Raw genomic sequence first — 24,493 nt, forward strand, 5'->3', positions numbered from 1 at the left:
GCAATCATGCGGCTGGCTTGCGTTCCGATCGCGACGTCCGGACGGGGGCCGCACGCGGCCCTCGTTTTCGTGCCAACGGCTCAAGTCGGGAATTTGTCGCCGAACATCGGCAGGCCGCTGCGCGACTGCGCCTGCGTTGCTTCGTCCTGGATCACGTCCCAGTGCTCGGCGAGCACATCGTCTTCCATGCGCACGATGTCCGCGACGACCCACGCCGCCGGCAGGCCGATGCCGCTGAACCGCCCGTGGAGAATGACGAAATCGCCCGTTGCCGCTGCGACGTGATTCTCGTAGCGCAGCGTCGCGGGCAAGCCCTTGATCAGATCGAACAGACCCTCACGTCCAGGCGGAATATGTGCGCTGTGCTGGATGTAGCGTGGCGACCAGAACCGCTCGGCGGCAGCGTAGTCACGCTTGTTGAAGAGCGTATCAAACGCATTCAGGACGATCTGGACGCGGCCACCTTCGCCGGACGTAATCATGGTCATTCTCCTTGTCGAATCCTGGGGTTACTTCCGGACCAAAGGGATTTGCAGATTGGTCGGCCGGTTCTGCTCGGTATCGAACCCGCGGCCGTCGATATTGCGCGCGCCCCAGAACAGCAGGTCGCCCCTGAGATAGACCAGGTCGTACTCCATGAAGTTCGTTCCCTCCTTGAGACCAAAGGGAACGAAGGTCTTGCCGAAGATGCTCTGCGACGCATTGACGGCCCAGGGCGCGTACCCGGCTGACGCGACCTTGTTCAGCAGATCGGCAAATCCCTGCACCAGCGGCGTCACCTCGTAGGTCTCGTCGGCAATGAAGTCGACTTTCTGCGCGCCGGGCGCGATCGGATGCGCACCTTGCCACTGCATGTGCCCGCCGATCTTGATGCGCGCCAACGGCACGGCCCCGTAGGGGTCGGCCGAGTTGATGATCTCGAGCTCGAACCGGTCGGATGGCAGATATCTGAAGGCGCGCTTGAGATAGAACGGCTTCAGCGTGCCGTCGGCGTTCTTGCTTGCGCTGGGCCGCACCTCGGGCGCGATGCTTTCCCAGTTTCCGAGCAACGACCCTTTGATCTTGGTGACGTCCGTTTCCATGGCTGCTCTCGCCTGGTTGGGTGGAGACTGCGCCGCAGCCCCACCGATATCTGCCATCACCAGAAGCGACAGCAGCAACGCTTTAACGCCGTGACACATGTGCGTGCTTTCCTCTCGCCCGGAGCAGCGCGTGCCTCTGCAAGCCCGCGCATGCCCTGCCTCGCAGGCAGCCCCCGGATACGGCTCTCGCTCTGCTATAGAAGCTGCTAGCGGGCCTGAAAAAGACTTTGTAGGCTGGCCCCATGCCTGTGAGACATGGGAGATTGGGATGGAGCTCCGGCATCTTCGCTACTTCATCGCCGTCGCCGACGCCGGTAGCCTGACCGTTGCGGCCGAGCAGAAACTCCACACGTCGCAGCCCTTCCCTCAGTCGGCAGATCCGGGATCTGCTGCTGCTGTCACGAGTCGGCAAGCTCGCGGGGACGTCGTAGCCGCGCCGAGCCGTCGACCGCCACCGACCGCGCGCGGCGCGCCTGCATCGCGAGTCGAACGTTACTCGCTCCTGACCTCGCCAACCGAGAGCGCGCAGATCCGTGACAGATGCGTGTAGGGCAGACCAGTCTCTTTCGCCCAGGCATTGAACTGCGCCTGCACCTTGGCGAGGTCTCCCTTGGACTTGACCTCTTCTGCGATGTCGAGGCCGGCCTCGCGGAGGCAGGCAACGACATCCCTGGAGGCGACAAAACCGTCCCAGCCGACGAAGCGCAGCAGCATCTGGCCGGTGTTGCCGCCGAGCCGGCTGCCGCGCTTGGTGAGGAGATCGAGCAGGCCGATTTCATCGGACGGCGGCCATTTCGCCAGGAACTTGCCGAAGCTGCCGTGCTCCCTGGCGATTTCCTGCACGAAGGCGGCGTTCTCGCGTACCGACATGATCTTGGCGCCGTTGCGCACGATGCGCGCGTCGCGCGAGAGGCCTTCCCAATAGTCCTCCGGCTGGAAGCTGAGCTTGGCCGGCGAAAAGTGCAGGAAGGCGTCTTCAAAGCCATCCCACTTCGCATCGATCACGCTCCAGGCAAAGCCCGCGCAAAACACCCGCTTGGCCATCTCAGCAAGAATGCGGTCGTCGCCGAGCCTGGCGAGCCGCTTCAAATCGGGCTTGTCCGGCATCAGCGCCTCGAGCGCCTTGGCGCCGCCCTTGCGTTTCTCGGCGCGCGCGCGAATGGTCTTGAACGAGGTCATGCGGTCACCGCGTTGAGGGCGCGCCACGACATCAGAATTCGACGATCCGGTCCAGCCCTGCGACGCACCGACACTTGCATCGGCGCCGACGCCGCAGCATGCTTTGGTCGGCCGAAGGATTTGCGGCCGTGCTGGTCTGCTTCTTGCTTTTCAAGATTCTGGGATTCTCAAACATTTTCAATCTCTCACGGACGGATTTCTAATGCGCTGCCTGGTCGTGGCCGACCTGCACTATTCGCTGCCGCAATTCGACTGGCTGGTCAGCGCGGCTGCGCAATTCGACCTCGTGATCTTTGCCGGCGATGCGCTCGACATCGGCTCGATGGTGGATTTCCGTGCCCAGATCGTGGTGGTGAAGAAGTACCTGGCGCTGCTCGCGGCGCAGACCAAGGTCATCCTCTGCTCCGGCAATCACGACCTCGACGAGCGCAACGCGGAGGGCGAGAAGGTCTCACGCTGGATCTCGGAGGTGCGCGAGCTCGGGATTGCCTGCGACGGCGACAACATCGCCATCGGCGACACGCTGTTCACGGTGTGCCCGTGGTGGGACGGGCCCCTGGTCAAGCAACGCATCGCCGAGCAGCTGCGCGACGCTTCCGTCAACCGCCCATCGCGATGGATCTGGGCGCATCACGCGCCGCCGGCGAATTCCCCGACCAGCTGGGGCGGCAAGCGCTTCTTCGGCGATGTCGAGCTGGTGCAGTGGATCATGCAATATCAGCCGTCGATGGTGATCTCGGGCCACGTGCACCAGTCGCCCTTCATCAAGGACGGCTCGTGGTTCGACCGATTGGGCCAGACCTGGGTCTTCAATGCCGGCCTGCAACCGGGCCGGCCGCCGACGCACATCGTGCTTGATCTCGATGCGAACAAGGCGTTCTGGCTAGCCGCGGGCGAGGGCCGATGGATCGACCTCAGCGCGCCGCTGAAGCGGCCGGCCGCCATGATCGTGGATCCGCCGGACTGGCTCACATCCTTGGGTCGGATTGCCGATCCGAGCCTGGCGAGACCTCAAGCGGCGGCAGGTTGATCATGCTCTGGAGCACCTCGCCGACCATGGCGAGATGGGTGCCATGGCCGGCATATTGCCGCTTGAGATCGGCGAGATAGGTGTTGGCGACGTTGAGCCGCTGCGCCAGCATGCGCGCGAGCAGCAGCGCCACCTCCGGCTCCTGCTTGAGGAATGAGGCGGCGTCCTCGAACTCGTAAATGACAGTATCGGAGCAGGCCCGCACCGTCGCGGTGTGCGGCAGTCCGAGCAGCACGGACATCTCTCCGAGCACTGCGCCGGGCTCGGCGATGGTGGCGACCACCATGTCACCCTTGAGCACCTCGAGCTTGCCGCTCATCAGCACATAGAGACGGCCGGAGGAGGTGCCGCCTTCGATGACCAGATGCATGCCGGCGGCAACCTGCCGCTCTGTTCCGCCGGTGCAATAATCCAGAACTGCGCGCATCTTGCGAAAGCTCCTGCCGCGGGAGCTTACTAGAGCACGATCCGTGCCACGCGGCAAATCATGGCATGTCATGCACGGGAGAGTGAAGGCACCTCGGCCGGCATGATCGCCTGGAGGCCGCCGAAGCGGCGCTCGCGACCGTGGAAGGAGGCCAAGGCCGCAGCGAGGTCGGCCGCGTCGAATTCCGGCCACATCCGCTCGGTGAAGTGCAGCTCGGCATAGGCGCCTTCCCAAAGCAGGAAGTCGGACAACCGCTTCTCGCCGGAGGTGCGGATGATGAGATCGACGTCGCGCAAACCGGCCTCGCCGGTGACGAGCTGAGAGAACGCCTCGCGGGTGAGGCTCGTCAGCGCGGCCGCCTTGGCCGCGGCGTTGAGGATGGCGTCGCGCGCGGAATAGTCGACGGCGATGCGCAGATGAAGTGTGCTGCCGTGTGCGGTGGCGTCTTCGGCACGCGCGATCGCCGTGGCGATTCCGTCCGGCAGACGGTCGCGGCGGCCGATCACGGAAAGGCGCACGCCGTTCCTGACCAGGCTCTGCACCTCGTTGGCGAGATAAAAGCGCAGCAGCGTCATCAGCGCACCGACCTCGGCCTTGGGCCTGCGCCAATTGTCGGTGGAGAAAGCGTAGAGCGTCAGCGTGCCGATGCCCTGCTTCGGCGCGGCCTCGACGATGCGGCGGATGGTCTCGACGCCGGCCTCGTGGCCGCGCACGCGCGACAGGCCGCGCCGCGTGGCCCATCGGCCGTTGCCGTCCATGATGATGCCGACATGAAGCTTCTCGCTGTGGGACGTGACGTCACTTTGCATTGCAAAGTCTCCAGTCAAAAAAGGGAGGATCAGGTCGAAAGGATGCCGAGGCGTCCGAGCGGCGGCGCCTCGCGGCCGGCGGCTCTCGCCGCATCGCGCACCAGCCGCTCGAGCACCGCGAGATAGTCGAGGAAACGCCTGCGGCCGGTCTTGGTCAGGCGGCAGGTGGTGTGCGGGCGGTTGCCCTCATAGCCCTTGGTCACCTCGACGAGGCCGGCCTCCTGAAGCACGGCGAGGTGCCGGCTGAGATTGCCGTCGGTGAGACCACAGAGCTGCTTGAGATCGGCAAACGCCAGTCCCTTCGGATGCGCCATCAGCGAGCTCAGAAGCCCGAGCCTCGCCTTCTCGTGGATCACGCGGTCGAGCCCTTCATAGGAGAACGGCGCGCTGTCAGTCTTCGACATCATTGTCTCCGGACGCGAAATACAGAATGGTTGCCATCACCGACTGACCGATCACGAAGGGCAGCCCCATGGTCCAGGGCGACAGCGTGTGGGTCTGGCTCGCGTGCACCACCACCGCAAAACCCGAGATGAAGTACCAGGCGCCGGCGAACGCCACGCTGCGCGGCAGCGAGCGGACGGATGCGAAAATGCCGAGCGACACCAGGATCTGCCACAGCCCCGGCAAGAACCACAGCGTCTCGGCGGCGAACTTCCACATCACCACCGCCAGCAGGACGCCAGCGACGCCGGCGGGCAGGAACTGCTCGACGGCCTGGTGGATCATCGCATCCGCAAGGCCGGAATGATGCCGGCGCGAGCGAGCGCGCATCTCGACCCAGATCATCAGGCCGGAGAGCGCTGCGGCAACGAACCAGCCGAGGAAGAAGCCGAGCGGCTGACTGCTGGGATCGCCGAGCAGCCAGAATTGAAGGATCGCGGTGATGAGCGCGACGGCACCGGTCGCAGCCATGGTCGCCGGGCCGTAGCCGCGGAATGCCGTGCCGGCCGCAATCTGGCTGCGGATCGCCACGATATCGGCCAGCGCCTTGTCGAGATCGCGCATCGGCAACGCCAAAACCTCGCTCCACCCAAGCTTGCGGACCGGCTCACCCGGTCACTTTGTATCGCAAAGTATACCGCGTCACAAAGCAAACGCAAGCGGGAAGGTCTTAACGGGGAGATGACATTCACCGGGGACAACTGCGGGTTGCGCCGAGCCCGTGACGGCGGATATGATGGCCGCATAAGCGTGCTGGGGGGAAGTCATGTGGCTTAGATCGTTCGCCGTCGTCTCGCTGTTTCAGGCAAGTCTTGCGTTAGGTCTTGGCGGTGTGGCACATGCGGCGGGGCCGTTTGGCTCCGTCAACGTCGGCAACTGGATCGGCGGCGCCTTCAGCAACGATCAGACCGGCGACTTCTCCCATTGCGCCGCCACGGCGCCCTACGCCAATGGCGTCATCCTCGTCGTGAGCCAGAATGCCGCCGGCACGTGGTTGCTGGCCTTTGCGAGTCCCAGCTACCGCTTCAACAAGGGTGAGAACGCCGCGATCGACGTCATCTTCGACGGACAGGAGCAGGCCAGACTGTTCGCTACAGCGAACCAGACCAACATGCTGACGGCCGTCATGCCGGCCAATGTCGTGCGGACGTTTCAGAAGGCAAGCCTAATGGTCGCCACCAGCGGCCGCACCGTCCTGAATTTCGACCTCAGTTCGACCGGGCCAGTCATCGCGGCCTTGGCGAATTGCGTCACGCGCGTGAAGGCCGACGGGCTCAGCAAGGCCGGCGATTTCACCAAAGGCGCGGCGAAGCCGGCAGCCGTGGCGGACAAGCAGGGGTCACCGCCGGCCGGCAAGTCCGGCAAAGGAACCAAGGGTAGCAGCGGCTTCGGCACCGGCTTCGTGGTCAGCGCGAGCGGGCACATCGTCACCAACAACCATGTGATCGACGGTTGCAGCGAGCTCAAGGGCAATCTCACCGGCGAAGCCGCGATGGTGTTGCGCGTCGTGTCTGCTGATGCGAACAACGATCTGGCTTTGTTGCAGCCGTCGACGACGGCATCATTCAAGGACTTTGCCCGGATTCGCGACCGCTCGTTCCACTCCGGCGATTCCGTCGTGGCGATCGGATTTCCCTATCATGGCTTGCTGACGTCGGACTTCACCGTGACGACCGGCATTGTCAGCTCGCTCAGCGGCATGCGCAACGACACGCGTTTCCTGCAAATCAGCGCACCGGTGCAGCCCGGCAATAGCGGCGGCCCGTTGTTCGACACCAGCGGTCAGATCGTTGGCGTGGTCACTGGAAAGATTCCCGGATTGCGCATTGCCGCGCTGACCGGCGATATTCCCGAGAACATCAACTTCGCGATCAAGACCGGCGCGCTGCGCGACTTCCTCGACAATTCCGTGGTGCCTTACCAGACGGCCGAGCCGAAGGGCGAGCTCAAGACCCCCGAGATTGCCGGCAATGCCCGCGCCTACACGATGCTGATCTCGTGCAAAGGCACGGAGCAGGCCGACGCGAAGAAGTGAGAACCGCTCTCACCCTTGGCAGCACGCGTCCTTATCGGCCTGCGGCTCGTACTGGTCGCGCAAGCGCACCCAGTCCATCGGATAGGGCAGCCCGTCCTCGTGACGGCCGAGCGGGGTGAGGTCGAGATATTGATAGGCGGCATTCATCATGTCGAGGCCGCGGGCGAAGCAGGAATAGGTGTGGAAGATCTCGCCGGCCTCGTTGCGGTAGAACACGCTGATGCCGGGCAGCTCCGGGCCATAGAACGGCGTGGTGCCGAAATTGTATTTCGGCACGCCCTCGTCGATCTCCTCGCGCGTGAACGAGACCTCATAGTCGTGATTGAAGTCGTTGCCGCCTGAGGAGACCCAGTCGAAGCTCCAGCCCATCCGCATCTTGAAGGCTTCGAGCTTCGCAACTGGCGCCAGCGAGATCGCGACCATGGTGGTGTCGCGCGCGGCCAGATGCGGCACCATGCGCTCGAAGCCGTCGGCCCAGAACGAGCAGCTCTTGCAGGCTGCCTCCCAATCGGGCGCGAACATCACATGCTGGACCACAAGTTGCGGACGACCCTTGAAGAGATCGCCGAACGTGATCTTGCCGTTCGGCCCTTCGAACACGTAATTCTTGTCGACCTTCACCCAGGGCAGCGCACGGCGCTCCTCGGCGAGGCGCTCGCGGGCCTGCGAGAGCTCCTTCTCATGTGCGAGATGAGTTTTCCGGGCCGCGATCCATTGCTCGCGCGAGACGATCTGATGTTGCTGCATGGTGTCCTCCTCTGACAGGGATCAGGCGACGAAGGCGTCGAGCTTGTCGAAGAACGAGCTCCAGCCGCGCTGATGGTTGTCGCGCGCGGTCTCGTCGACGAACTGGGCGTGATGGAAAATCATCAGGGTGCCGGCGCTGTCAGGCTTCAACGTGATCGTCACCAGCGATTCACGTTCCGGCGTCGAATGCCAGGCCCAGGTGAAGACCAGACGCTCATTCGGCACCACCTCGCGATAGGTGCCGCCGGCCTCGAAATATTCGCCATCGTCGCGGGTGAAGGAGATGCGGTAGCGGCCGCCCGTCCGAACGTCGAGCTCGGCGTTCAGCGTCGCCGGCTTCATGTTCGGCGGGCCGAACCATTGCGCTAGCTGCTCGGCTTGCGTCCAGGCAGCGAAGACTTTTTCCGGCCGCGCGCGGAGCCGGCGGGTGAGCGTGAGACTTGGACGCTCCGATGTGCGGGGATCGGCGTTGACGGCTGCGTTGGCCATGGTTTGTCCTCCACAAAGGCGGCAAGGCGGTCGAAACTCTCGGACCAGAATTGCGCGTAGCGATTGAGCCAGTTCATCGCCTGCTCCATCGGCTGCGCGGTGAGCCGGCAGGCGACCGTGCGCCCGGTCTTCTCGCGCACGATCAGGCCCGCATCCGTGAGCACGTCGAGATGCTTCATGATCGCCGGCAGCGAGATCGAGAACGGCGCGGCGAGCTCGCTCACTGACAGGCCGTCTTTCTCGCCGAGACGCGCGAGCAGCGCGCGCCGCGTCGGATCGGACAAGGCCGCGAACGTGCGGTCGAGCGTCTCATCTTTATACTTAACCATAAGGTTTAGTATAGGCGCGAGCGCGATGGCGTCAAGCAGGAACTCTGGCAGCTAGTTCGGCGAAAGGCGCGGCCTGCGCCGCGCGGGAGGCTGCGCAGGTCGATTCAGGACGAGGCGAGGATTTTCGCTGCATGATCCCTTCTGGCCCGACACGCTCTGAAGGCACTGCTCGCGGGTTTGATAGGCGCAGTCCCCGGGATAGCCGTATTCCGCATCCTGAATGCACCAGGGGTAGTCATAGTCCGCGCGCGCCGGGCTACCGCCTGCGAGCCACACAAGGACTATGGTGCCAAGCACAATTTGCGCTTTGGGCATGACCGATCTCCCATGTTGGCCGCTCGCGACATGCGACCTCACAGAGAAAGAGGCTGGCGGAGCCGATTTATTCCGGAGCGATCACGCAAAAATGCGCCGTCGCGGCATGCGCGATGGCTTCATAGAATGTGAGCGCGATCAATACGGCGTGACGGGCCGTGCGCGACGATGCGGCCGGGGTAGCGGCTGCGGGGCCTGTCCATAGGCGACGCGCGGATTGGGACCGCAGTACAGCAGCCGGCCGGAGACGCTGGCCTCGCATTGCTCGTAGGTGCTGTAGGCGCATTCGCCGGGATAGTCATATTCCCCGCCTTGGGCACACCAGGGATAGTCGCGAGCCGCGGCCGGTGTGACCGTGACGAAGCCGGCAAGGACCGTCGCGCCCAGTGTCAGCAGCGCCAATTGCGTCTTGCGCATGATCCCAACTCCTCTCTTCACGGCACGAGATACGCGCCATGTATCATCAGGTTTCACAGCACCGTTTTATTCCAGCTTGCCGCGCAGCCTCGCAAGAAAAAAGCCCTGCCGAACGGCAGGGCTCCATTCCCACTCATCACAAGATCGCTACTCGACCTTGAGGCCGGCGAATTCGACGACCTTCTTCCATTTGGCGGTCTCGGCCTCGATCTCCGTGCCGAACGCCTCGGGCGTCTGCACCAGCGGATCGCCGCCGAGCTCGACCAGGCGCTTGGTCATGTCCGGCTCCTTCATCAGCGCGTTGATCTCGCTGTTGAGCTTGGCGATCATCTCCTTGGGCATGTTCTTCGGCGCGCCCATGCCGAACAGCGCGCTCGCCTCGTAGTCCTTCACGGTCTCGCCGATCGCCGGCACGTCGGGCAATTGCGGCGAGCGCTGCGCCGTGGTGACGCCGAGCGCGCGGAGCGAGCCCGAGCGGATGTGCTGGATGATCGAGGGCATGTTGTCGAAGATCACCTGCACCTGGCCGCCGAGCATGTCGGTGATCGCGGGCGCAGCACCACGATAGGGCACGTGCTGCATCTTGCAGCCGGTCAACGCCATGAACATCTCGCCGGACAGATGCACCGAGGTGCCGTTGCCGGAGGAGGCCATGTTCACCTTGCCGGGATTGGCCTTCACATAGTCGATGAACTCGGCGACAGTCTTGGCCGGCACGTCCTTGTTGACGGTCATCACGTTCGGCACGCGCTGGAACGAGGCGATCGGCGCGATGTCGCGCACGAAGTTGAACTTGAGATTGGCGTACAGCGTCGCGTTGATGAAGTTGGCCGGATTGACCAGCAGCACGGTGTAGCCGTCGGGCTCGGCGTTGACGACGGATTCGGTGCCGATATTATTGCCGGCGCCCGGCTTGTTCTCGATCACGAATTGCTGGCCGAGCTTTTCCGACAGCCGCTGGCCGATCAGCCGGGCCAAAATGTCGGTGGCGCCGCCCGGCGGATAGCCGACCACGAACTTCACCGGCCGGGACGGATAATCCGCGGCAAAGGCCTTCGACAGCGGGCTGGCTGCAAGAGGCGTGGCGGCAAGCAGGCCCAGCGCGGAACGGCGAGTGATCATCTCAAGGGTTCTCCCAAGTGTTGTTCTTAAAAAGAGGCGTTGTTCTTGATAGCGGCGTCAGCGGCGTTGTAACAAAGCCCGACTGCTGCGGAAAGTGCGCAAGCCCCATGGCGACGAAAGGATGAGGCATGCCGGTCAAGGTTCAGGCCCTCGATCACCTCGTGATCAACGTTGCCGATGTCGCAGCGACCACCGAGTGGTATCGCAAAATCCTCGGGATGGAAGTCAAGGTGTTCGACCCCGGCGGCGGCAAAGCGCCGCGGACGTCGCTTCAGTTTGGTCAACAGAAGATCAACGTCCGGCCCCGCGATGCCGACAAGGTAGAGTGGTTCACCGCCGACCAGACGACCGCCGGCAGCGAAGATCTGTGCTTCCTCACCTCCTCGACGCCCGACGAGGTGGTGGCGCATTTAAGGGCACATGGCGTCGCGATCGAGGAAGGCCCGGTTCTCAAGCAGGGCGCCCGCGGCACCCTGCGCTCGGTCTATTGCCGCGATCCCGACGGGAGCCTGATCGAGATTTCGTCGTACGAGACATAGGGCGTTGCCTGCGATTTGCTCCCCGCGCCATCCGGTGGCAGAAAGTCTCCCGACAACACAAGCAGCCGCCGCGAAGCAGGCTGCACGGGAGGACACATGCCGAACGACACGGCCGCCGGAATCGTAGGTCCATTCGCCGGGCTCGACGTGCCCTGGCTGCTCCGGATGCGGGCCGAGGTGCGCAGCTCACATCCATTCCTGATCTGGGCGCCGTTCGATGCGCCGGCGCGACGCTGGAGCTATGGCGAGTTTCACGAGCGGGTCGGCGCACTCGCCGCGGGGCTCGTAAAGCGCGGCATCAAGCCGGGCGAGTACGTGCTCATTCATCTGGACAATTGCATCGAGGCGATGCTGGCCTGGTTTGCCTGTGTCGAGCTCGGCGCCATCGCGGTCACCACCAACACCCGTTCGGCGCCGGCCGAGATCGCATATTTCGCCGATCATTGCGGCGCGGTCGCTGCGATCACGCAACCGGCCTATGCGGAGATCGTCGCACAGAATTGCCGCGACATTCGCTGGATGGCGGTGACCTCGCACGATGCGGGCGCGGCGCCTGCGCACGCGGTCTCACGCGGCGACAGTTTTGAGGCGCTGTTCGCCGACAGCGCCGACCGGCCACAGCGCGCGACCGATCCGCTCGCGCCATGCAGCGTGCAGTACACGTCGGGCACGACCTCGCGCCCGAAGGCGGTGCTGTGGACACATGCCAACGCGCTGTGGGGCGCCAAGGTCAACGCCGCGCATGAGGATCTGCACGCGGGCGACGTGCACCAGGCTTACCTGCCGCTGTTCCACACCAATGCGCTGGCCTATTCCATGCTGGCGACCTTGTGGGTCGGCGCCACCTGCGTGATCCAGCCGCGCTTCTCGGCGAGCCGGTTCTGGGGCGTCGCGCGCGAGCACGGCTCGACCTGGACCTCGACCATTCCGTTCTGCATGAAGGCGCTGCTCGAGCAGGAGATCCCGCGCGACCATAAATTCCGCCTGTGGGGCACCGCGATCAACGAGCCGCCGGCTTTCGCCGCGTTCGGCGTCAAGATGATCGGCTGGTGGGGCATGACCGAAACCATCACCCACGGCATCGTCGGCGAGGTGGACCAGCCCAACATCCCGATGTCGATCGGCCGTGCCGCGCCGGAATATCAGATCCGCATCACCGATGATGACGGAAGGCCGACCGAGGTCGGCGACACCGGCAATCTCGCGATCAAGGGCATCCCCGGCCTGTCGCTGTTCGCCGAATATCTGCACAACGAAAAGGCCACGCGCGAGAGCTTTGACGCACACGGCTTCTTCCTCACCGGCGACCGCGTCGAGCGGCTGGAGAACGGCTTCATCAGGTTCGGCGACCGCGCCAAGGACATGCTGAAGGTCGGCGGCGAGAACGTCGCGGCCTCCGAGATCGAGCAGGTGATCGCCGTGGTCCCCGGCGTGCGCGAAGCGGCCGTGGTGGCGAAGAAGCATCCGATGCTGGACGAGGTGCCGGTCGTCTTCGTCATCCCGCACGGCGGCGTCGCGGGCGCCGCGCCCGATCTGCATGACCGCGTGATGGCGGCCTGCCGCAAGGGCCTCGCCGACTTCAAGGTGCCGCGCGAGGTCAGGCTCGTCGACGACATGCCGCGCTCGACCTTGGAGAAGGTCGCGAAGGCGGAGTTGCGGAAGATGCTGGAGTAACGGCGCCGGGTCAGAACGACCCGAGCGCCACCGGGCGGAACGCCTGCAACAGCTGCTGGTCGAGCTTGCCGCCCATGCCTTCCATCATCGTGAAGGCACGCGAATGGGTGAAGGGCATGCGGTAGGCGCGCTTCTCGACCAGGGCGGCGTAGATGTCGACGATGGTCGTCAGCCGCACGATGTCGCTGATCTGGTTCGACGACAGGGCATTCGGATAGCCGCTGCCGTCGAGGAATTCGTGGTGATGCAGCACCACGTCGAGCATCTCCGGCGGGAAGCCGCCTTGGGCTGCCAGCGCGTCATAGCCGCGGCGCGGATGCTGGCGGACCTCGGCCATTTCCTCATCCGTGAGCTTGCCGGGCTTGTCGAGCAGCGCGGAGGGAACGAAGGCCTTGCCGACATCGTGCAGCAGCGCGGCGCGGGTCAGCCGGCGCTGGTCGTCCTCGCGCATGCCGAGATGCTGCGCGAAGGCAACCGCGAAGCCGGTGACGAACAGGCAATGGCGATAGCTGCCGACATGGTGGCAGCCGACGGTGGTGAGCCATTCGCGCAGCGAGGAGTGCTTGATCGCCTTCAGGATCTTGCTCTCGGCGGCGATGACGTCGTCGAAGGTAAAGGGCACGCCGAGCGGCAGCTTCTCGAACATCTTGGCCAGCACCGCATGCGCCGCCTCGACGCCGCGGTTGAGCGTCTTGCCGCGATCGGTCGCGTCATAGGTCGCGGTGTCCGGGAACGCCGCGCGGATGCGCTGGAGGATCGCGTCGGGCTGGAGCGGACGCGAGATGGTGTCGGTGGCCCCGAGCGCCCAGGCCTGCATGGTGCCGTGGTGAAGCGCGTCCGCAAGCACGAACAATCGCGGCAACGAACGATAGCCTTCGCTGCGCAGCTTGTTGCGCACCCGCTGCACGCTTTCGGGCGAGCGCAGATTGATGTCGACCACGAGGCCGGACAAATCGCGCGACGGCTGCTCGGGGATATCCTGGGTCGCGACGGTCGCGACGTCGCCGACCGCCTTCAGGATGCTGGCGAGCTCGCTGCTCTGATCACTGCGATCCGAGGCCAGCAGGAGCTGGCGTTTGGTAGCCGGTTTGGCTGTGGCGTTCATGGCTTCCCCAAAAGCACGGGACTGTCTTTGGCGAGAGCCTAAGCCGGATCAGGTTCTCCGGGGCTTAAGAGGCGTGCTCAATGGAAGCCTGAGGATTTGGGTACAATTTGAGGAACTTGCGGGCCGGCTGGCTCCGACAAAAATGTCGAAAACAACCCCATGCACAGTAGCCGGGCCACCTCATTCCCATCAATAAGTGACGAGAATAGACTGGACGCGACGAGAATAGGCTTGATATTCTCGTCATAGAGCGCAGAGAATATGGCCTATATCCATGACAGACCGGACTGGCCCAAGTTTCAGTGGCGCGCGGACACGCTCGCGGCGCGGCTCGCCCAGGTGCGCCACAAGCAGGGCCGCCTGCTCGGACGGATGGAAAGCCTCGGCTTCAATTTGAAGGCCGAAGCCTCGCTCCAGGTGCTGACCGAGGATGTCGTCAAGTCCAGCGAGATCGAGGATGAGATCCTCGACCGCGATCAGGTCCGGTCGTCGATCGCACGCAGGCTCGGCATCGATATCGGCGCGCTTGCACCTGTCGACAGACAGGTCGAGGGCATCGTCGACATGACGCTCGACGCCACCCGGAATCACGATCAACCCGTCACCGCCGAGCGATTGTTCGGCTGGCATGCGGCGCTCTTCCCGACCGGCCGGAGCGGCATGTTGAAGATCGTTGTTGGCGGATGGCGCACCGAGCAATCCGGTGCCATGCAGGTCGTCTCCGGACCAGACGGCCACGAACACATCCATTTCGAAGCGCCGGCGGCCGGGCGGCTCGACAAAGAGATGCGCGCGTTCCTCGACTGGTTCAACACCGATCGGGACTCAGATCCCGTCATCAAGGCCGCGATCGCGCATCTCTGGTTCGTGACCATCCATCCGTTCGAGGACGGCAACGGCCGCATTGCGCGCGCGATCGGCGATCTGGCGCTGGCGCGTTCGGAGCAAAGCACGCAGCGCTTCTACAGCCTATCGGACCAGATCCGGAAAGAGCGAAGCGCCTATTACGGCATCCTCGAAAAGACCCAGCGCGGAACGCTCGACATCACCGACTGGCTAAATTGGTTTCTCGACTGCCTCGACCGCGCATTCGACGGCGCCGAGATGATCATCGGCGATGTGCTGCGCAAGGCGAGGTTCTGGGAGCGTCACGGCACAAGCTCGCTCAACGATCGCCAGCGACGCATGTTGAACCGCCTGCTCGATGGCCTTGAAGGCAAGCTGACGTCGTCCAAATGGGCGAAGATCGTCAAGGTTTCGCAGGCGACCGCTGCGCGCGACATCGAGGATTTGATCGACAAGGGCATCCTGCAAAAGGACGCCGCCGGCGGCCGCAGCACAAGCTATTCGCTGGTGGTGTAGAGACGTGGTGAATTCTGTCCGATCGGGCACTTTGGTTCACCTCTCCCCAGCGGGGAGAGGTTGGATTGCGCAGCAATCCGGGTGAGGGGCCGCAACGCTCAGTGAGACCCTAACCCCTCACCCGGATCGCATCTTCGATGCGACCCGACCTCTCCCTTCGGGAGAGGTGAACCAAAAAAATCCGCCGGAGGTAGCCCTCCGGCGGATTGTCTCGCGCAGCCCTCGGCCGCCTTACGCCTTCATCGCGCCCTTCACGGCCTCGGCCGTAATCGGGAGCGACCGCACGCGGGCGCCGCTGGCGTTGAAGATGGCGTTGCCGATCGCCGGGGCGACCACCGTGACCGCGGGCTCGCCGACGCCGGTCGCCTTCTCGCCATTGGCGATCACGGCGACGGCGACCTCGGGCATCTGGCTCATGCGGAGCGGCGTGTAGCCATCGAAATTGGTCTGCTCGATGCCACCGTCCTTCAGCGTCGCCTTCTCGTACAGCGCCAGCGACAGGCCCCACAGCGCCGCACCCTCGACCTGGGCGCGGATGTTGTCGGGATGCACCTGCGTGCCGACGTCGGTTGCGACCGTGAGCTTCTTCACGGTCACCTCGCCTGACGAAGCCACCGCAACGTGGGCGACGCAGGCTGTCCAGCTTGCGGATGCGCGTTCCTGCGACGACACGCAGGCAACGCCCATGCCTTCACCTTTCGGCAGCTTCTTGGTGCCGTAACCGGCAAGGCCCATCGCGGCGAGCAGCGTGTTGCGCAGCCGCTGCGCGCCGCCGTCGTTCTCGCCGGCGCCGTCGAGCAGCGAGATGCGGAGCTGGGCGGGATCCTTGCCCGTCGCAGCCGCGATCTCGTCGATCATGCTTTCGACCGCCCAGAAGGTCCAGCCCGGCGCCACCGAGCGGAGCTGACCGGACGGGGTGGCGTTGTGCGCCATCTCGTTCTTGATCGCCCGCACATAATGATTGGGCACGGTGTAGAAGAAATCCGACCCGTTCACCGTGAAGGCATCGAGCGGTCCCTTCTTGTCGACCGAGGGCGACAGGAAGTCGGGAATTCCCCAGCGCTGGGTCGGCCAGGCCGAGACCACGTCGTGGCTGAGCGCGACGATCTTGCCGTCGCCGTCCATGCCGGCCTTGATCTTCTGGTAGGTAAGCGGACGCGAGAAATCCATCGTCATGTCGTTCTCGCGCGTGTAGATCACCTTCACCGGCTTGCCGACCGCTTTCGCGGCCTGCACCGCCGGCACCATCATGTCGGCATCGAGCCTGCGGCCGAAACCGCCGCCGAGCCACATCTGGTGCATCACCACGAATTTTGGGTCGATCCCGGCGGCGCCTGCGGCGATGGCGCCGGAGCGCGTCGCGAACTGGTTGCCGGAATAAATGTGCAGGATATCGCCCTTGAACTCCGCGGTGGCGTTCATCGGCTCCATCGGCGCGTGGATGTTGATGCTGGTGGTGTACTCCGCCTCCAGCACTTTTGCCGCCGTACCGAGGGCAGCCGCGGGATCGCCGTCCTTGACGAAGAACTGGCCGGAATCGTCGAGCCCTTGAAGCCGCTTGGCCTCGGCGTACAGCGACTCGCTCGACACCTTCGCATTCGGACCGCCGTCATAGCTGACCTTCAGCGCCGCGGCCGCCTTCTTGGCGTTGGCATAGGTGTTGGCGACCGCAACGACCCAACCGGTTGTCGTCTGGGTCTTGTCGTCGAGGGTGACGGCCTTGATGAAGCCCGGCACCTTCTTGGCATCGCTGTCGTCGACCGACTTCACCGTGGCGCCGTAGCGCACCGGCGGCGTCACCACCGCGCCATAGGCCATGCCCGGTATCATCACGTCGATGCCGTATTTGGCCGTGCCGTTGGTCTTGGAGGGGATGTCGATCTGCGGCACCGACACGCCGATCATGCTGTATTGATCCGGCGTCTTCAGCTTGATCGCCTTCAGCTCGTCCGGCGTGAAGGTCTTGGTCGCCTTGCCGCTCTTGACGATATCGGCGAACGACATCTGCTTCTTCGACTTCGGATGCACGATCATGGAATCGCGCACCACGAGCTCGCCGGCCGGCACGCCCATCGCAGCGGCCGCGCCTTCCGTCAACGCCATGCGTCCGGCGGCGCCGGCGCGGCTCATGGCGTCAAAGTTCATCATGGTCGACCAGCTGCCGCCGGTGATCTGCGCCCCGAGCACGGGGTCGTTGAATTTTGGATCGTTGGAGGCGAGATTGACCCGCATGTCGCTCCACTTCGCGCCCAGCTCCTCGCAGACGATCTGCGCCATGGTGGAGGCGATGTGCTGGCCCATGTCGGCCTTGCCGCAGGTTACGGTGACGAGACCGTCGGGCGAGATCGCATACCACACGCTCGGCTCGAAGTTCGAAGGTGCGGCGAGCGCCTCGCCGATGCCGGGCACTCCGGCATAGCCGAGCACGAGGCCGGTCGCGGCGGTGCCGACCAGGAACGAGCGACGGCTGAGATCTGATGTCTCGGGGATGATGTTCTTGATGTGCTGATTCATGTGGGCCTCCGCTCGTTGCCGGCGGCCGATGCGGTGCGCATTTCAGTAGCGGCGCGCATGATCGCTTTCTGGATCCGCGAATAGGTCATGCAACGGCAGAGATTGCCGTCCATATGCGCCACGACCTCTTCCTTGGTCGGATTGGCGTTCTTCGCGAGCAGCGAGGCTGCCTGCATGATCTGCCCGGACTGGCAGTAGCCGCATTGCGGCACCTGCTCGGCGATCCACGCCTTCTGCAAGGGATGATCGCCCTTGGCGGAGAGGCCTTCGATGGTGGTGATCTTCTTGCCGGCGACGTCGCCGACCATGGTCTGGCACGAGCGCACGGCTTCGCCGTTGACATGCACGGTGCAGGCACCGCACAGGCCGGCACCGCAGCCGAATTTCGTGCCGGTCATCTGGAGTTGTTCGCGGATGGCCCACAGGAGCGGCGTGTCGTTCGCCGCATCCACGGACATACTCCGCCCGTTGATGGTGAGAGTTGGCATAGGCGTCTTCCCCTGCCGGTGCATGAAGCCGCTTACGGCGGCAACTTGTGATGACGGACGCCCACCGGGCCGGCGGCCGCCTTGCGCGCAAGAATGATCGCGTTCGCGCGCCGAGGCAAACGCAATTTGGAATCGATCGAAACTATCGCGGCGTCTGCTCGTTGTGCGTTGCGACAGCGGAACTGACGTTAGCGACTGGACACGACAAGCGGTGCGGCGAGGCATGAGTGCCACTGCGCTCAGGCAGTTTCTTCAAGGTAACTTACAGAGCTAGAGTGCAGCCGCGGATGCGGTCGTTCCCTTCTCCCCTTGTGGGAGAAGGTGGCGCGAAGCGCCGGATGAGGGGTTCTCTCCACTCGCGAAACCATTCGTGAGGAGAGAGACCCCTCACCCGGCTTCGCTTCGCGAATCCACCCTCTCCCACAAGGGGCGAGGGTGCACCGTCATCGTGGTTAGAATGAACAAGCATAAGGAGGGCGGAAGCAAATGCCACGGATCGCTCGGGACGGCGTCGACATCTATTACGAGGTGTACGGTGATGGGCCGCCGCTGCTGCTCACCCACGGCTATTCCTCGACCTCGGCGATGTGGCACGGCCAGATCGACGCGCTCGCACGCGACCACAAGCTCGTGCTGTGGGACATGCGCGGTCACGGCCAGTCGGATTATCCCGATGATCCCAACGCCTACAGCGAAGCGCTGACGGTCGGCGACATGGCGGCGATCCTCGATGCGGTCGGCGCGGAGCGCGCCATCATCGGCGGGCTGTCGCTCGGCGGCTACATGTCGCTCGCCCTCTATCGTGCGCACCCGATGCGCGCCCGCGCGCTGCTGATCATCGACACCGGACCGGGCTTCAAGAAGGACGACGCGCGCGAGGCCTGGAACGCGCGGGCGCTTGCAACCGCGGAGAAGCTCGACCGCGAAGGTCTCGACGTGCTGAAGGCGGCGACGCGCGAGCGCGCCACCGCCAGCCATCGCAACGCCAAGGGGCTGGCGCTGGCCGCGCGCGGCATGCTGACCCAGCGCGATGCCAAGGTGATGGAGCTATTGCCCGACATCAAGGTGCCGTCGCTGATCGTGGTCGGCGCCGACGACACGCCGTTCCTGGCGGCGTCCGACTACATGGCAGCCAAAATCCCCGGCGCACAAAAGGTCGTGATCCCCGCGGCCGGACACGCCGTCAACATCGATCAGCCGCAGGCTTTTGTTGACGCCGTGCTGCCTTTCCTGAAGAACTTGCCGGAATAGACAAACAGGAATCACGACGATGAAGCGGGCACTACTAGCTGCGGGCGCAGCGCTTCTCTCCATGGCAGCGTCGGTGCAAGCCGAGCCGTTCGGCACGGTGCCGCCGCGCCGTCCCTTCGTCGACACCCTGTCGAACAACACACCCCTGGCGTTCGGGATGGATGCGGACCAAACCGCGCGGGCGCTCGGACAACCCCTGCAATATGTCAAAGGACGTCCCGGCAACGAAATCTATCTCGCACTGCGCGACGTCGGCGGCAGCGGATTGATCCCCTATCGCCACCGCCTGTTCCTGCAATTCCGTCACGGACGGCTGGCGGGATGGAAAGAGGATTACGGCGAGAACTGGATGTGGGAGTGAGGGGCAGCTGCGAGCCCCGCATCGACAATCAACCAAGAAGGACAAACCGCGTGGGACAAGACATCAAACTGACGGCGTCCGACGATTTCCAGCTTGGCGCCTATCGCGCTGACCCGGCCGGAACGCCCAAGGGCGCGGTGGTGGTGATCCAGGAGATCTTTGGCGTCAATCATCACATCCGCTCGGTCTGCGACCGCCTCGCCGGCGAAGGCTATGTCGCGATCGCGCCGTCGATCTTCGACCGGACCTCGCCGGGCTTCCAGTCCGGCTACACGCCCGATGAGATCGCGGAGGCGCGCAAATTCGTCGCCAATCCGGACTGGGCGGCGATGCTGCGCGACACCCAGGCCGCGATCGATGCGGTGAAGGGCGCCGGCCCGGTCGGCATCATCGGCTTTTGTCTCGGCGGCAGCATCGCCTTCGTCGCGGCGACGCGGCTGTCGGGCCTCAAGGCCGCGATCGGCTATTACGGCGGCGCCGTGGTGCGCTTCGCCGACGAGACGCCGAAGGTGCCGACGCAACTGCACTTCGGTGAAAAGGACACCGGCATTCCCCTGACCGACGTCGAGACCGTCAAGGCGAAACGGCCGGACGTCGAAATCTTCATCTATCCCGGCGCGCAACACGGTTTCCATTGCGACGAGCGGCCGAGCTACGACAAGACCAGCTCCGAGATCGCCTGGCCGCGCAGCCTGGCGTTTTTCGCGAAGCATTTGAAATAGCGCGCTAGAACCAACGCTCGCCGACGAACACGGTGTCGCCGGGGCTGACGGGCGTGCCGAGCGGCACGACGGCGCGCATGGCGCCGCCGCCTTCGGTGTGGGTGACGGTGACCACGTCGCGCTTGGCGCGCGGCGAGAAGCCGCCGGCGATCGCGACCGCGCTCTCGACGGTCATGTTCGGCACGTAAGGATATTGGCCGGGGGCGGCGACTTCACCCAGGATGAAGAACGGCCGATAGGATTCGATCTCCACCGCCACCGAAGGCTCGCGGATATAGCCGTTGCGCAGGCGAGCGGCGATCTCGCCGGCAAGGCCTGCCGTGGTGCGGCCACGCGCCGGCACCGCGCCGATCAGCGGCATGGTGATGGAACCGCCGGCATCAATGGCGTAGCTGTTGGTGAGACCTTCCTGGCCATAGACCACGACGCGCAGCTTGTCGCCGGCATCGAGATGATAGGAGGCGTCGTAGCGGACGGGTGCTGCCACCGCCATCGGCGCGGCATAGGCGACCGGCATCGGCGCAGGACCCGAGGCAAAGGAATTGGTGAGCGCATCGATGGCGCCGCCGCCATTGGCAACGACGACCGGCCGCGGCGCGCTGTAGGGCGCGCCATAGGCCATGGTGTCGAGATCGGGGCGCGGCTGCACGTATGCGACGGGACCGGCGGTCTGCATGCAGCCGCCAAGGCACAGCGCGGCGGACGCTGCCAAGATCGACCAATGAGACGCGCGCGCAACCGGCACTGGAGCTATCCCTGAAAACGAGACAGCTTCAGTGATGCACTGGTTATGGTTAATAAAGGGTTGAGGGGGCCCTGGGGCGCGACGATGCCCGCTGCGGGCGCGGTGCGCCCCCTCTCCCGCTTGCGGGAGAGGGTTGGGGAGAGGGTGTTTCCGCAATGGGACTCCCCAAGAGGAGAGAACCCTCACCCGCATTGCATCTTCGATGCAATGCGACCTCTCCCGCAAGCGGGAGAGGTGCAACGCGCCCGGAACGCAGACTACGCGCTCACACCGACGCCGATCGGGCAGGACACGCCGGTACCGCCGAGGCCGCAATAGCCGGCCGGGTTCTTGGCCAGATATTGCTGGTGGTAGTCCTCGGCGAAATAGAACTCGCCCGCCGGCGCGACCTCAGTGGTGATGGCGCCGAGGCCTTTTGCCGCGAGCGCCTTCTGGTAGAGCTTCTTCGAGTCGTCGGCCGCCTTCTTCTGCGCATCTGAAGTGGTGTAGATCGCGCTTCGGTATTGCGTGCCGACGTCGTTGCCCTGGCGCATGCCCTGGGTCGGGTTGTGGCTCTCCCAGAACGTCTTCAAGAGACGCTCGTAGGAGATCTTCTTCGGATCGAACACGACCAGCACCACTTCGGTGTGGCCGGTGCGACCCGAGCAGGTCTCTTCATAGGTCGGATTCGGCGTGTGACCGCCGGCATAGCCGACCGCGGTCGTGACGATGCCGTCGCCGAGCTCCCAGAATTTGCGCTCGGCGCCCCAGAAGCAGCCGAGCCCGAACACGGCCTGCTCGAGGCCGTCGGGATAAGGCGGCTTCAGCTGCGCGCCGTTGACGAAATGGGTGCTTGCGGTCGGGATCGGTTGCGCACGGCCGGGCAGCGCTTCAGCTGCGCTCGGCAATGCGGTGGTCTTGCGCATGAAGAACATGATCGGATCTCCGAAAACGGGCTGCGCATCGCCTGAGCCAGAGGTGCTCGGGCGGCGTGCTCGCGATCAAATGGGAATATAGGTCTTTACGTAAAAAGAGGCAGCCCTGTTACGGCGCCCCTGACGTGTGGCGCTCAGTCCCGCGAATAGCCGATCAACGGTTTCCGCGGCCGGAACAGGATCATCAGCAGGATGCCCAAAATGCCGAGAACGGCGAACACCGGCTGATCCAGCACCAGGCGGATCACCGAGGTCCAGAGCCAGGGCGCCTTGGCCTCGATCCAGGTCCGGAACGCCGTCTGGCTGGTCTGATTGATGTCGTTCCAGAACTGGCCGAACCGGGTGAACCGCAGGGTCTGGTCGGCCACCCAGCGGGCGCCGTCATAGACCATGAAGATGAACCCGCCGGCGAGCAGCAACAGCCCTATCAGTCGGAAAAAGCCGCGGATCATGCCCCACCTTATATGGTCGTCCGATCGAACGAGCCTAAGAAATCGCTGCCTGCCAATAGCCGCAAGGCGGCAGAAATTCAACCTCATCAGGACGTTACGGCCCCTCCTGGAGCGCCCGAAAGCCGCTTTTTTGGGGCCCGGAAAGCGTTGACGCTGCCAAAGACCGCCTCTATAAGGGCGCCAACTGGCGGTGGGCGCAATCCTGCCGCCGCTGTTCTTTGAGCAGTTGCAGGCTTCTTGAGCTTTAAGGCTCTTTGGGCCTTTAGAGATGGCCGCAAGGCCGTCGCTCATGCTCCCGGAACAGCCCAGCACCGAACACCCTAAATCCGAGCGTCGATTAAGCGGTCAAGCAGCCGGCGCTACCCGACCAAGACGCGACCGGTACCGCAAAGGATATTGAGACCATGGCCAATACCACTTCCGCCAAGAAAGCGACGCGCAAGATCGCCCGCCGCACTGCCGTCAACAAGTCGCGCCGCACCCAGATGCGCGGTGCCGTGCGCACCGTCGAAGAAGCCATCAAGACCGGCGATCGCGCCGCCGCCGTGAAGGCGCTGGCGAATGCCGAGCCCGCGCTGATGCGCGCCGCGCAGCGCAACATCATTCACAAGAACAACGCCAGCCGCAAAGTCTCGCGGCTCACCGCCCAGATCGCCAAGCTCGCGAAGTAATCTCCGCCGAGGCCTCCGATCGATGCGTTCGATCGGCTGAAGCGGCCATCGCGTTCGTCACAAAGCCCGGCAGCTGCGCCGGGCTTTTTATTTTTCTGTCACAATTCGCGCTCGCGGTCGCGGGGCAACCAATCTTCCGTTGGAAGAGTCGCATCGTCTTCGCTATGCTGCATCCGTAATTTTACCTGCCGGCGTTTTTGCAATCGCGGAAACTTTCACTGCGCTGCGATAAATCCCTGCGGGGCAGGCCTAAGTTGGATTCGCACACGTGCCGCTTCTGCACACCGTAGTTTCCACGAAACGCGTTTCGCAATGGAGTTACCCTGCGAAACGAGACTCAAAAAGCGGTGTCTCGATAATCACTTATCCACATAGCGGCGGCAAGCATTTGGAAAACGAGCCGACGCGGCGATCGCGTGACGCTTTTGTAAAATATTTTTGGCTGCTGTTCGGCAATTGTCACACTGCGACTTTGGCGTTCGAATCTCTACGCTGATTCAAACTCTTGGTCTCAGGCTTGTGAACAAGCCGCGCGCGGCGTTAACGCAGATCAAGTTTTTAGTTGCCTCAAGTGTGAATCAATTCGATTGCGCCTCTTAGCGCATCGTGTATTTCTTAAGTCGTTCGCGGCGCCCACGATCCTGAGACCAGCGCGGTATCGGAAACGGGGCGAGCGTGCAAATCGGCGGCGGTGTGCACGTAGGCGACGCTTCAACAAGCGATTGTCGGATCGAAACCCATAGCAATATGGGAACGGTAGCTCTTTGTCTGAATGTCTCCAAGCGGGATCTTTCCGATCTCGCTCGCGCCAGGCGCTTGTGAGAGACATCTTGAGGCTATCCCGACACGCGCGATGGCGAAGCCGAGCGAACGACACGAGCAGACGGGCAGGGCATTCGCGACTGGAGCGTTTCAGGGGCGGTTGTCTTTTTGACACGCAGGACCTTGCCGTGAGCAATCACGGCAGGACGGGGAGGTATCATGTCCTACGGATTCAACGCGGTATTGAGTTTGGCTTCATCGTTCAACGATGCCGTTTCCGATCCGTCCTGCGATCAGCCTCCCACGTGTGACGGCGCGTCGAGTACGCGCTGACCTCGCGAACCATCCATCTCTGACATCGCTGATCTGACCCGCGGCGTTCCCGCCGAACGGTCGAGCTGTGCCTGACGATGGACTCGCTTGAGGTCGCGCCATCCAGAGTCCTGGCAGGAACTCTGCATGGCGCCCACCATGAAACCAAAACTCTCAAGAAAAGTCTTTATAGATG

27 protein-coding genes and 2 pseudogenes are annotated in these 24,493 nt (G+C 64.0%); 10 read left to right on the forward strand and 19 right to left on the reverse strand.

All coding sequences use genetic code 11. From position 1 onward, the window contains the following. Positions 1-80: 80 nt before the first annotated feature. Both IC761_RS35595 and IC761_RS35600 read right to left on the reverse strand, forming a co-directional pair. Complete coding sequence (locus tag IC761_RS35595; protein ID WP_210338507.1) at positions 81-488, reverse strand: nuclear transport factor 2 family protein; 408 nt, start codon at positions 486-488, stop codon at positions 81-83. A 21-nt stretch (positions 489-509) separates the two neighbouring features. Further along, positions 510-1,082, reverse strand: coding sequence for a hypothetical protein (locus IC761_RS35600; protein WP_195801260.1), 573 nt, complete (start codon positions 1,080-1,082; stop codon positions 510-512). A gap of 268 nt (positions 1,083-1,350) precedes the next feature. Between IC761_RS35600 and IC761_RS35605 the strand changes: the two are divergent. Then, positions 1,351-1,471: pseudogene (locus tag IC761_RS35605) on the forward strand (LysR family transcriptional regulator); the annotation flags it as partial. A gap of 103 nt (positions 1,472-1,574) precedes the next feature. Here the strand turns inward: IC761_RS35605 and IC761_RS35610 are convergent. Then, on the reverse strand, positions 1,575-2,261 hold the full coding sequence (locus IC761_RS35610) for a DNA-3-methyladenine glycosylase I (RefSeq protein ID WP_195801261.1): 687 nt from the start codon (positions 2,259-2,261) through the stop codon (positions 1,575-1,577). A gap of 202 nt (positions 2,262-2,463) precedes the next feature. Between IC761_RS35610 and IC761_RS35615 the strand changes: the two genes are divergently transcribed. Beyond that, positions 2,464-3,291 (forward strand): metallophosphoesterase family protein, encoded by an 828-nt coding sequence (locus tag IC761_RS35615; protein WP_195801262.1) that lies wholly within the window; start codon positions 2,464-2,466, stop codon positions 3,289-3,291. Here the strand turns inward: IC761_RS35615 and IC761_RS35620 are convergent. The 4 genes from IC761_RS35620 to IC761_RS35635 all read right to left on the reverse strand — a co-directional run bounded on the left by IC761_RS35620 (position 3,230) and on the right by IC761_RS35635 (position 5,535). Beyond that, positions 3,230-3,718: a Crp/Fnr family transcriptional regulator gene (locus IC761_RS35620; protein WP_195801263.1), complete on the reverse strand. Its 489-nt coding sequence runs from the start codon at positions 3,716-3,718 to the stop codon at positions 3,230-3,232. The genes IC761_RS35615 and IC761_RS35620 overlap by 62 nt on opposite strands. A gap of 68 nt (positions 3,719-3,786) precedes the next feature. After that, entirely contained in the window at positions 3,787-4,527 is a 741-nt protein-coding gene (locus tag IC761_RS35625; protein WP_195801264.1) for a di-trans,poly-cis-decaprenylcistransferase, read from the reverse strand. A 29-nt stretch (positions 4,528-4,556) separates the two neighbouring features. Beyond that, complete coding sequence (locus IC761_RS35630; protein WP_195801265.1) at positions 4,557-4,931, reverse strand: winged helix-turn-helix domain-containing protein; 375 nt, start codon at positions 4,929-4,931, stop codon at positions 4,557-4,559. Beyond that, positions 4,918-5,535, reverse strand: a complete 618-nt coding sequence (locus IC761_RS35635; RefSeq protein ID WP_195801266.1) for a hypothetical protein — start codon at positions 5,533-5,535, stop codon at positions 4,918-4,920. Before IC761_RS35635 ends, IC761_RS35630 begins: the two co-directional genes overlap by 14 nt. A 202-nt stretch (positions 5,536-5,737) precedes the next feature. Between IC761_RS35635 and IC761_RS35640 the strand changes: the two genes are divergently transcribed. Continuing rightward, positions 5,738-7,006 carry a S1C family serine protease gene (locus IC761_RS35640; protein ID WP_195801267.1) on the forward strand — a complete coding sequence of 423 codons (1,269 nt, stop codon included), beginning with the start codon at positions 5,738-5,740 and terminating at the stop codon, positions 7,004-7,006. 9 nt (positions 7,007-7,015) lie between these two features. On the opposite strand, the gene IC761_RS35645 is transcribed toward IC761_RS35640, so the two are convergent. The 6 genes and pseudogenes from IC761_RS35645 to IC761_RS35670 form a co-directional block, all read right to left on the reverse strand. Then, positions 7,016-7,753, reverse strand: a complete 738-nt coding sequence (locus IC761_RS35645; protein WP_195801268.1) for a DUF899 domain-containing protein — start codon at positions 7,751-7,753, stop codon at positions 7,016-7,018. A 21-nt stretch (positions 7,754-7,774) separates the two neighbouring features. Next, positions 7,775-8,107 (reverse strand): annotated as a pseudogene (locus tag IC761_RS35650) (SRPBCC family protein); the annotation flags it as partial. 11 nt (positions 8,108-8,118) lie between these two features. Beyond that, positions 8,119-8,571 (reverse strand): ArsR/SmtB family transcription factor, encoded by a 453-nt coding sequence (locus IC761_RS35655; protein ID WP_195801269.1) that lies wholly within the window; start codon positions 8,569-8,571, stop codon positions 8,119-8,121. Between the two features lie 51 nt (positions 8,572-8,622). Further along, positions 8,623-8,886 carry a DUF3551 domain-containing protein gene (locus IC761_RS35660; protein WP_195801270.1) on the reverse strand — a complete coding sequence of 88 codons (264 nt, stop codon included), beginning with the start codon at positions 8,884-8,886 and terminating at the stop codon, positions 8,623-8,625. Positions 8,887-9,024: 138 nt separating this feature from the next. Continuing rightward, positions 9,025-9,303 (reverse strand): DUF3551 domain-containing protein, encoded by a 279-nt coding sequence (locus IC761_RS35665; RefSeq protein WP_195801271.1) that lies wholly within the window; start codon positions 9,301-9,303, stop codon positions 9,025-9,027. Positions 9,304-9,450: 147 nt separating this feature from the next. Then, positions 9,451-10,425, reverse strand: a complete 975-nt coding sequence (locus IC761_RS35670) for a Bug family tripartite tricarboxylate transporter substrate binding protein (RefSeq protein ID WP_195801272.1) — start codon at positions 10,423-10,425, stop codon at positions 9,451-9,453. A 128-nt stretch (positions 10,426-10,553) separates the two neighbouring features. On the opposite strand from IC761_RS35670, the gene IC761_RS35675 reads away from it, so the two are divergent. Further along, positions 10,554-10,964: a VOC family protein gene (locus tag IC761_RS35675; protein ID WP_195801273.1), complete on the forward strand. Its 411-nt coding sequence runs from the start codon at positions 10,554-10,556 to the stop codon at positions 10,962-10,964. Between the two features lie 96 nt (positions 10,965-11,060). Then, positions 11,061-12,638 (forward strand): ATP-dependent acyl-CoA ligase, encoded by a 1,578-nt coding sequence (locus tag IC761_RS35680; protein ID WP_195801274.1) that lies wholly within the window; start codon positions 11,061-11,063, stop codon positions 12,636-12,638. Between the two features lie 10 nt (positions 12,639-12,648). Here IC761_RS35680 and IC761_RS35685 read toward each other — a convergent pair whose 3' ends face one another. Then, positions 12,649-13,743, reverse strand: coding sequence for an HD-GYP domain-containing protein (locus tag IC761_RS35685; RefSeq protein WP_195801275.1), 1,095 nt, complete (start codon positions 13,741-13,743; stop codon positions 12,649-12,651). Between the two features lie 261 nt (positions 13,744-14,004). On the opposite strand from IC761_RS35685, the gene IC761_RS35690 reads away from it, so the two are divergent. Further along, entirely contained in the window at positions 14,005-15,105 is a 1,101-nt protein-coding gene (locus IC761_RS35690; protein ID WP_195801276.1) for a Fic family protein, read from the forward strand. Between the two features lie 231 nt (positions 15,106-15,336). Here IC761_RS35690 and IC761_RS35695 read toward each other — a convergent pair whose 3' ends face one another. Then, complete coding sequence (locus IC761_RS35695) at positions 15,337-17,619, reverse strand: xanthine dehydrogenase family protein molybdopterin-binding subunit (protein ID WP_195801277.1); 2,283 nt, start codon at positions 17,617-17,619, stop codon at positions 15,337-15,339. Continuing rightward, positions 17,616-18,107 (reverse strand): (2Fe-2S)-binding protein, encoded by a 492-nt coding sequence (locus tag IC761_RS35700; RefSeq protein ID WP_092231998.1) that lies wholly within the window; start codon positions 18,105-18,107, stop codon positions 17,616-17,618. Before IC761_RS35700 ends, IC761_RS35695 begins: the two co-directional genes overlap by 4 nt. Positions 18,108-18,593: 486 nt before the next feature. On the opposite strand from IC761_RS35700, the gene IC761_RS35705 reads away from it, so the two are divergent. From IC761_RS35705 to IC761_RS35715, 3 genes are read left to right on the forward strand one after another with little or no spacing between them, the layout of a single operon-like run. Beyond that, positions 18,594-19,358: an alpha/beta fold hydrolase gene (locus IC761_RS35705; RefSeq protein ID WP_195801278.1), complete on the forward strand. Its 765-nt coding sequence runs from the start codon at positions 18,594-18,596 to the stop codon at positions 19,356-19,358. A gap of 19 nt (positions 19,359-19,377) precedes the next feature. Next, positions 19,378-19,719, forward strand: coding sequence for a hypothetical protein (locus IC761_RS35710; RefSeq protein ID WP_195801279.1), 342 nt, complete (start codon positions 19,378-19,380; stop codon positions 19,717-19,719). Between the two features lie 50 nt (positions 19,720-19,769). Further along, positions 19,770-20,441 carry a dienelactone hydrolase family protein gene (locus tag IC761_RS35715; RefSeq protein WP_195801280.1) on the forward strand — a complete coding sequence of 224 codons (672 nt, stop codon included), beginning with the start codon at positions 19,770-19,772 and terminating at the stop codon, positions 20,439-20,441. Between the two features lie 4 nt (positions 20,442-20,445). Here the strand turns inward: IC761_RS35715 and IC761_RS35720 are convergent, their stop codons facing one another. The 3 genes from IC761_RS35720 to IC761_RS35730 form a co-directional block, all read right to left on the reverse strand. Beyond that, complete coding sequence (locus IC761_RS35720; RefSeq protein WP_195801281.1) at positions 20,446-21,186, reverse strand: polysaccharide biosynthesis/export family protein; 741 nt, start codon at positions 21,184-21,186, stop codon at positions 20,446-20,448. Positions 21,187-21,443: 257 nt separating this feature from the next. Beyond that, the gene (msrA, locus tag IC761_RS35725) at positions 21,444-22,100 is read right to left on the reverse strand and encodes a peptide-methionine (S)-S-oxide reductase MsrA (protein WP_195801282.1); all 657 of its coding nucleotides are present in this window, start codon (positions 22,098-22,100) and stop codon (positions 21,444-21,446) included. A gap of 134 nt (positions 22,101-22,234) precedes the next feature. Further along, positions 22,235-22,552 carry a hypothetical protein gene (locus tag IC761_RS35730; protein ID WP_195801283.1) on the reverse strand — a complete coding sequence of 106 codons (318 nt, stop codon included), beginning with the start codon at positions 22,550-22,552 and terminating at the stop codon, positions 22,235-22,237. A gap of 404 nt (positions 22,553-22,956) precedes the next feature. Between IC761_RS35730 and rpsT the strand changes: the two genes are divergently transcribed. Then, on the forward strand, positions 22,957-23,223 hold the full coding sequence (gene rpsT, locus IC761_RS35735; RefSeq protein WP_027549990.1) for a 30S ribosomal protein S20: 267 nt from the start codon (positions 22,957-22,959) through the stop codon (positions 23,221-23,223). Positions 23,224-24,493: the final 1,270 nt, after the last annotated feature.

The organism is Bradyrhizobium commune, assembly GCF_015624505.1.
Taxonomy (GTDB): domain Bacteria; phylum Pseudomonadota; class Alphaproteobacteria; order Rhizobiales; family Xanthobacteraceae; genus Bradyrhizobium; species Bradyrhizobium commune.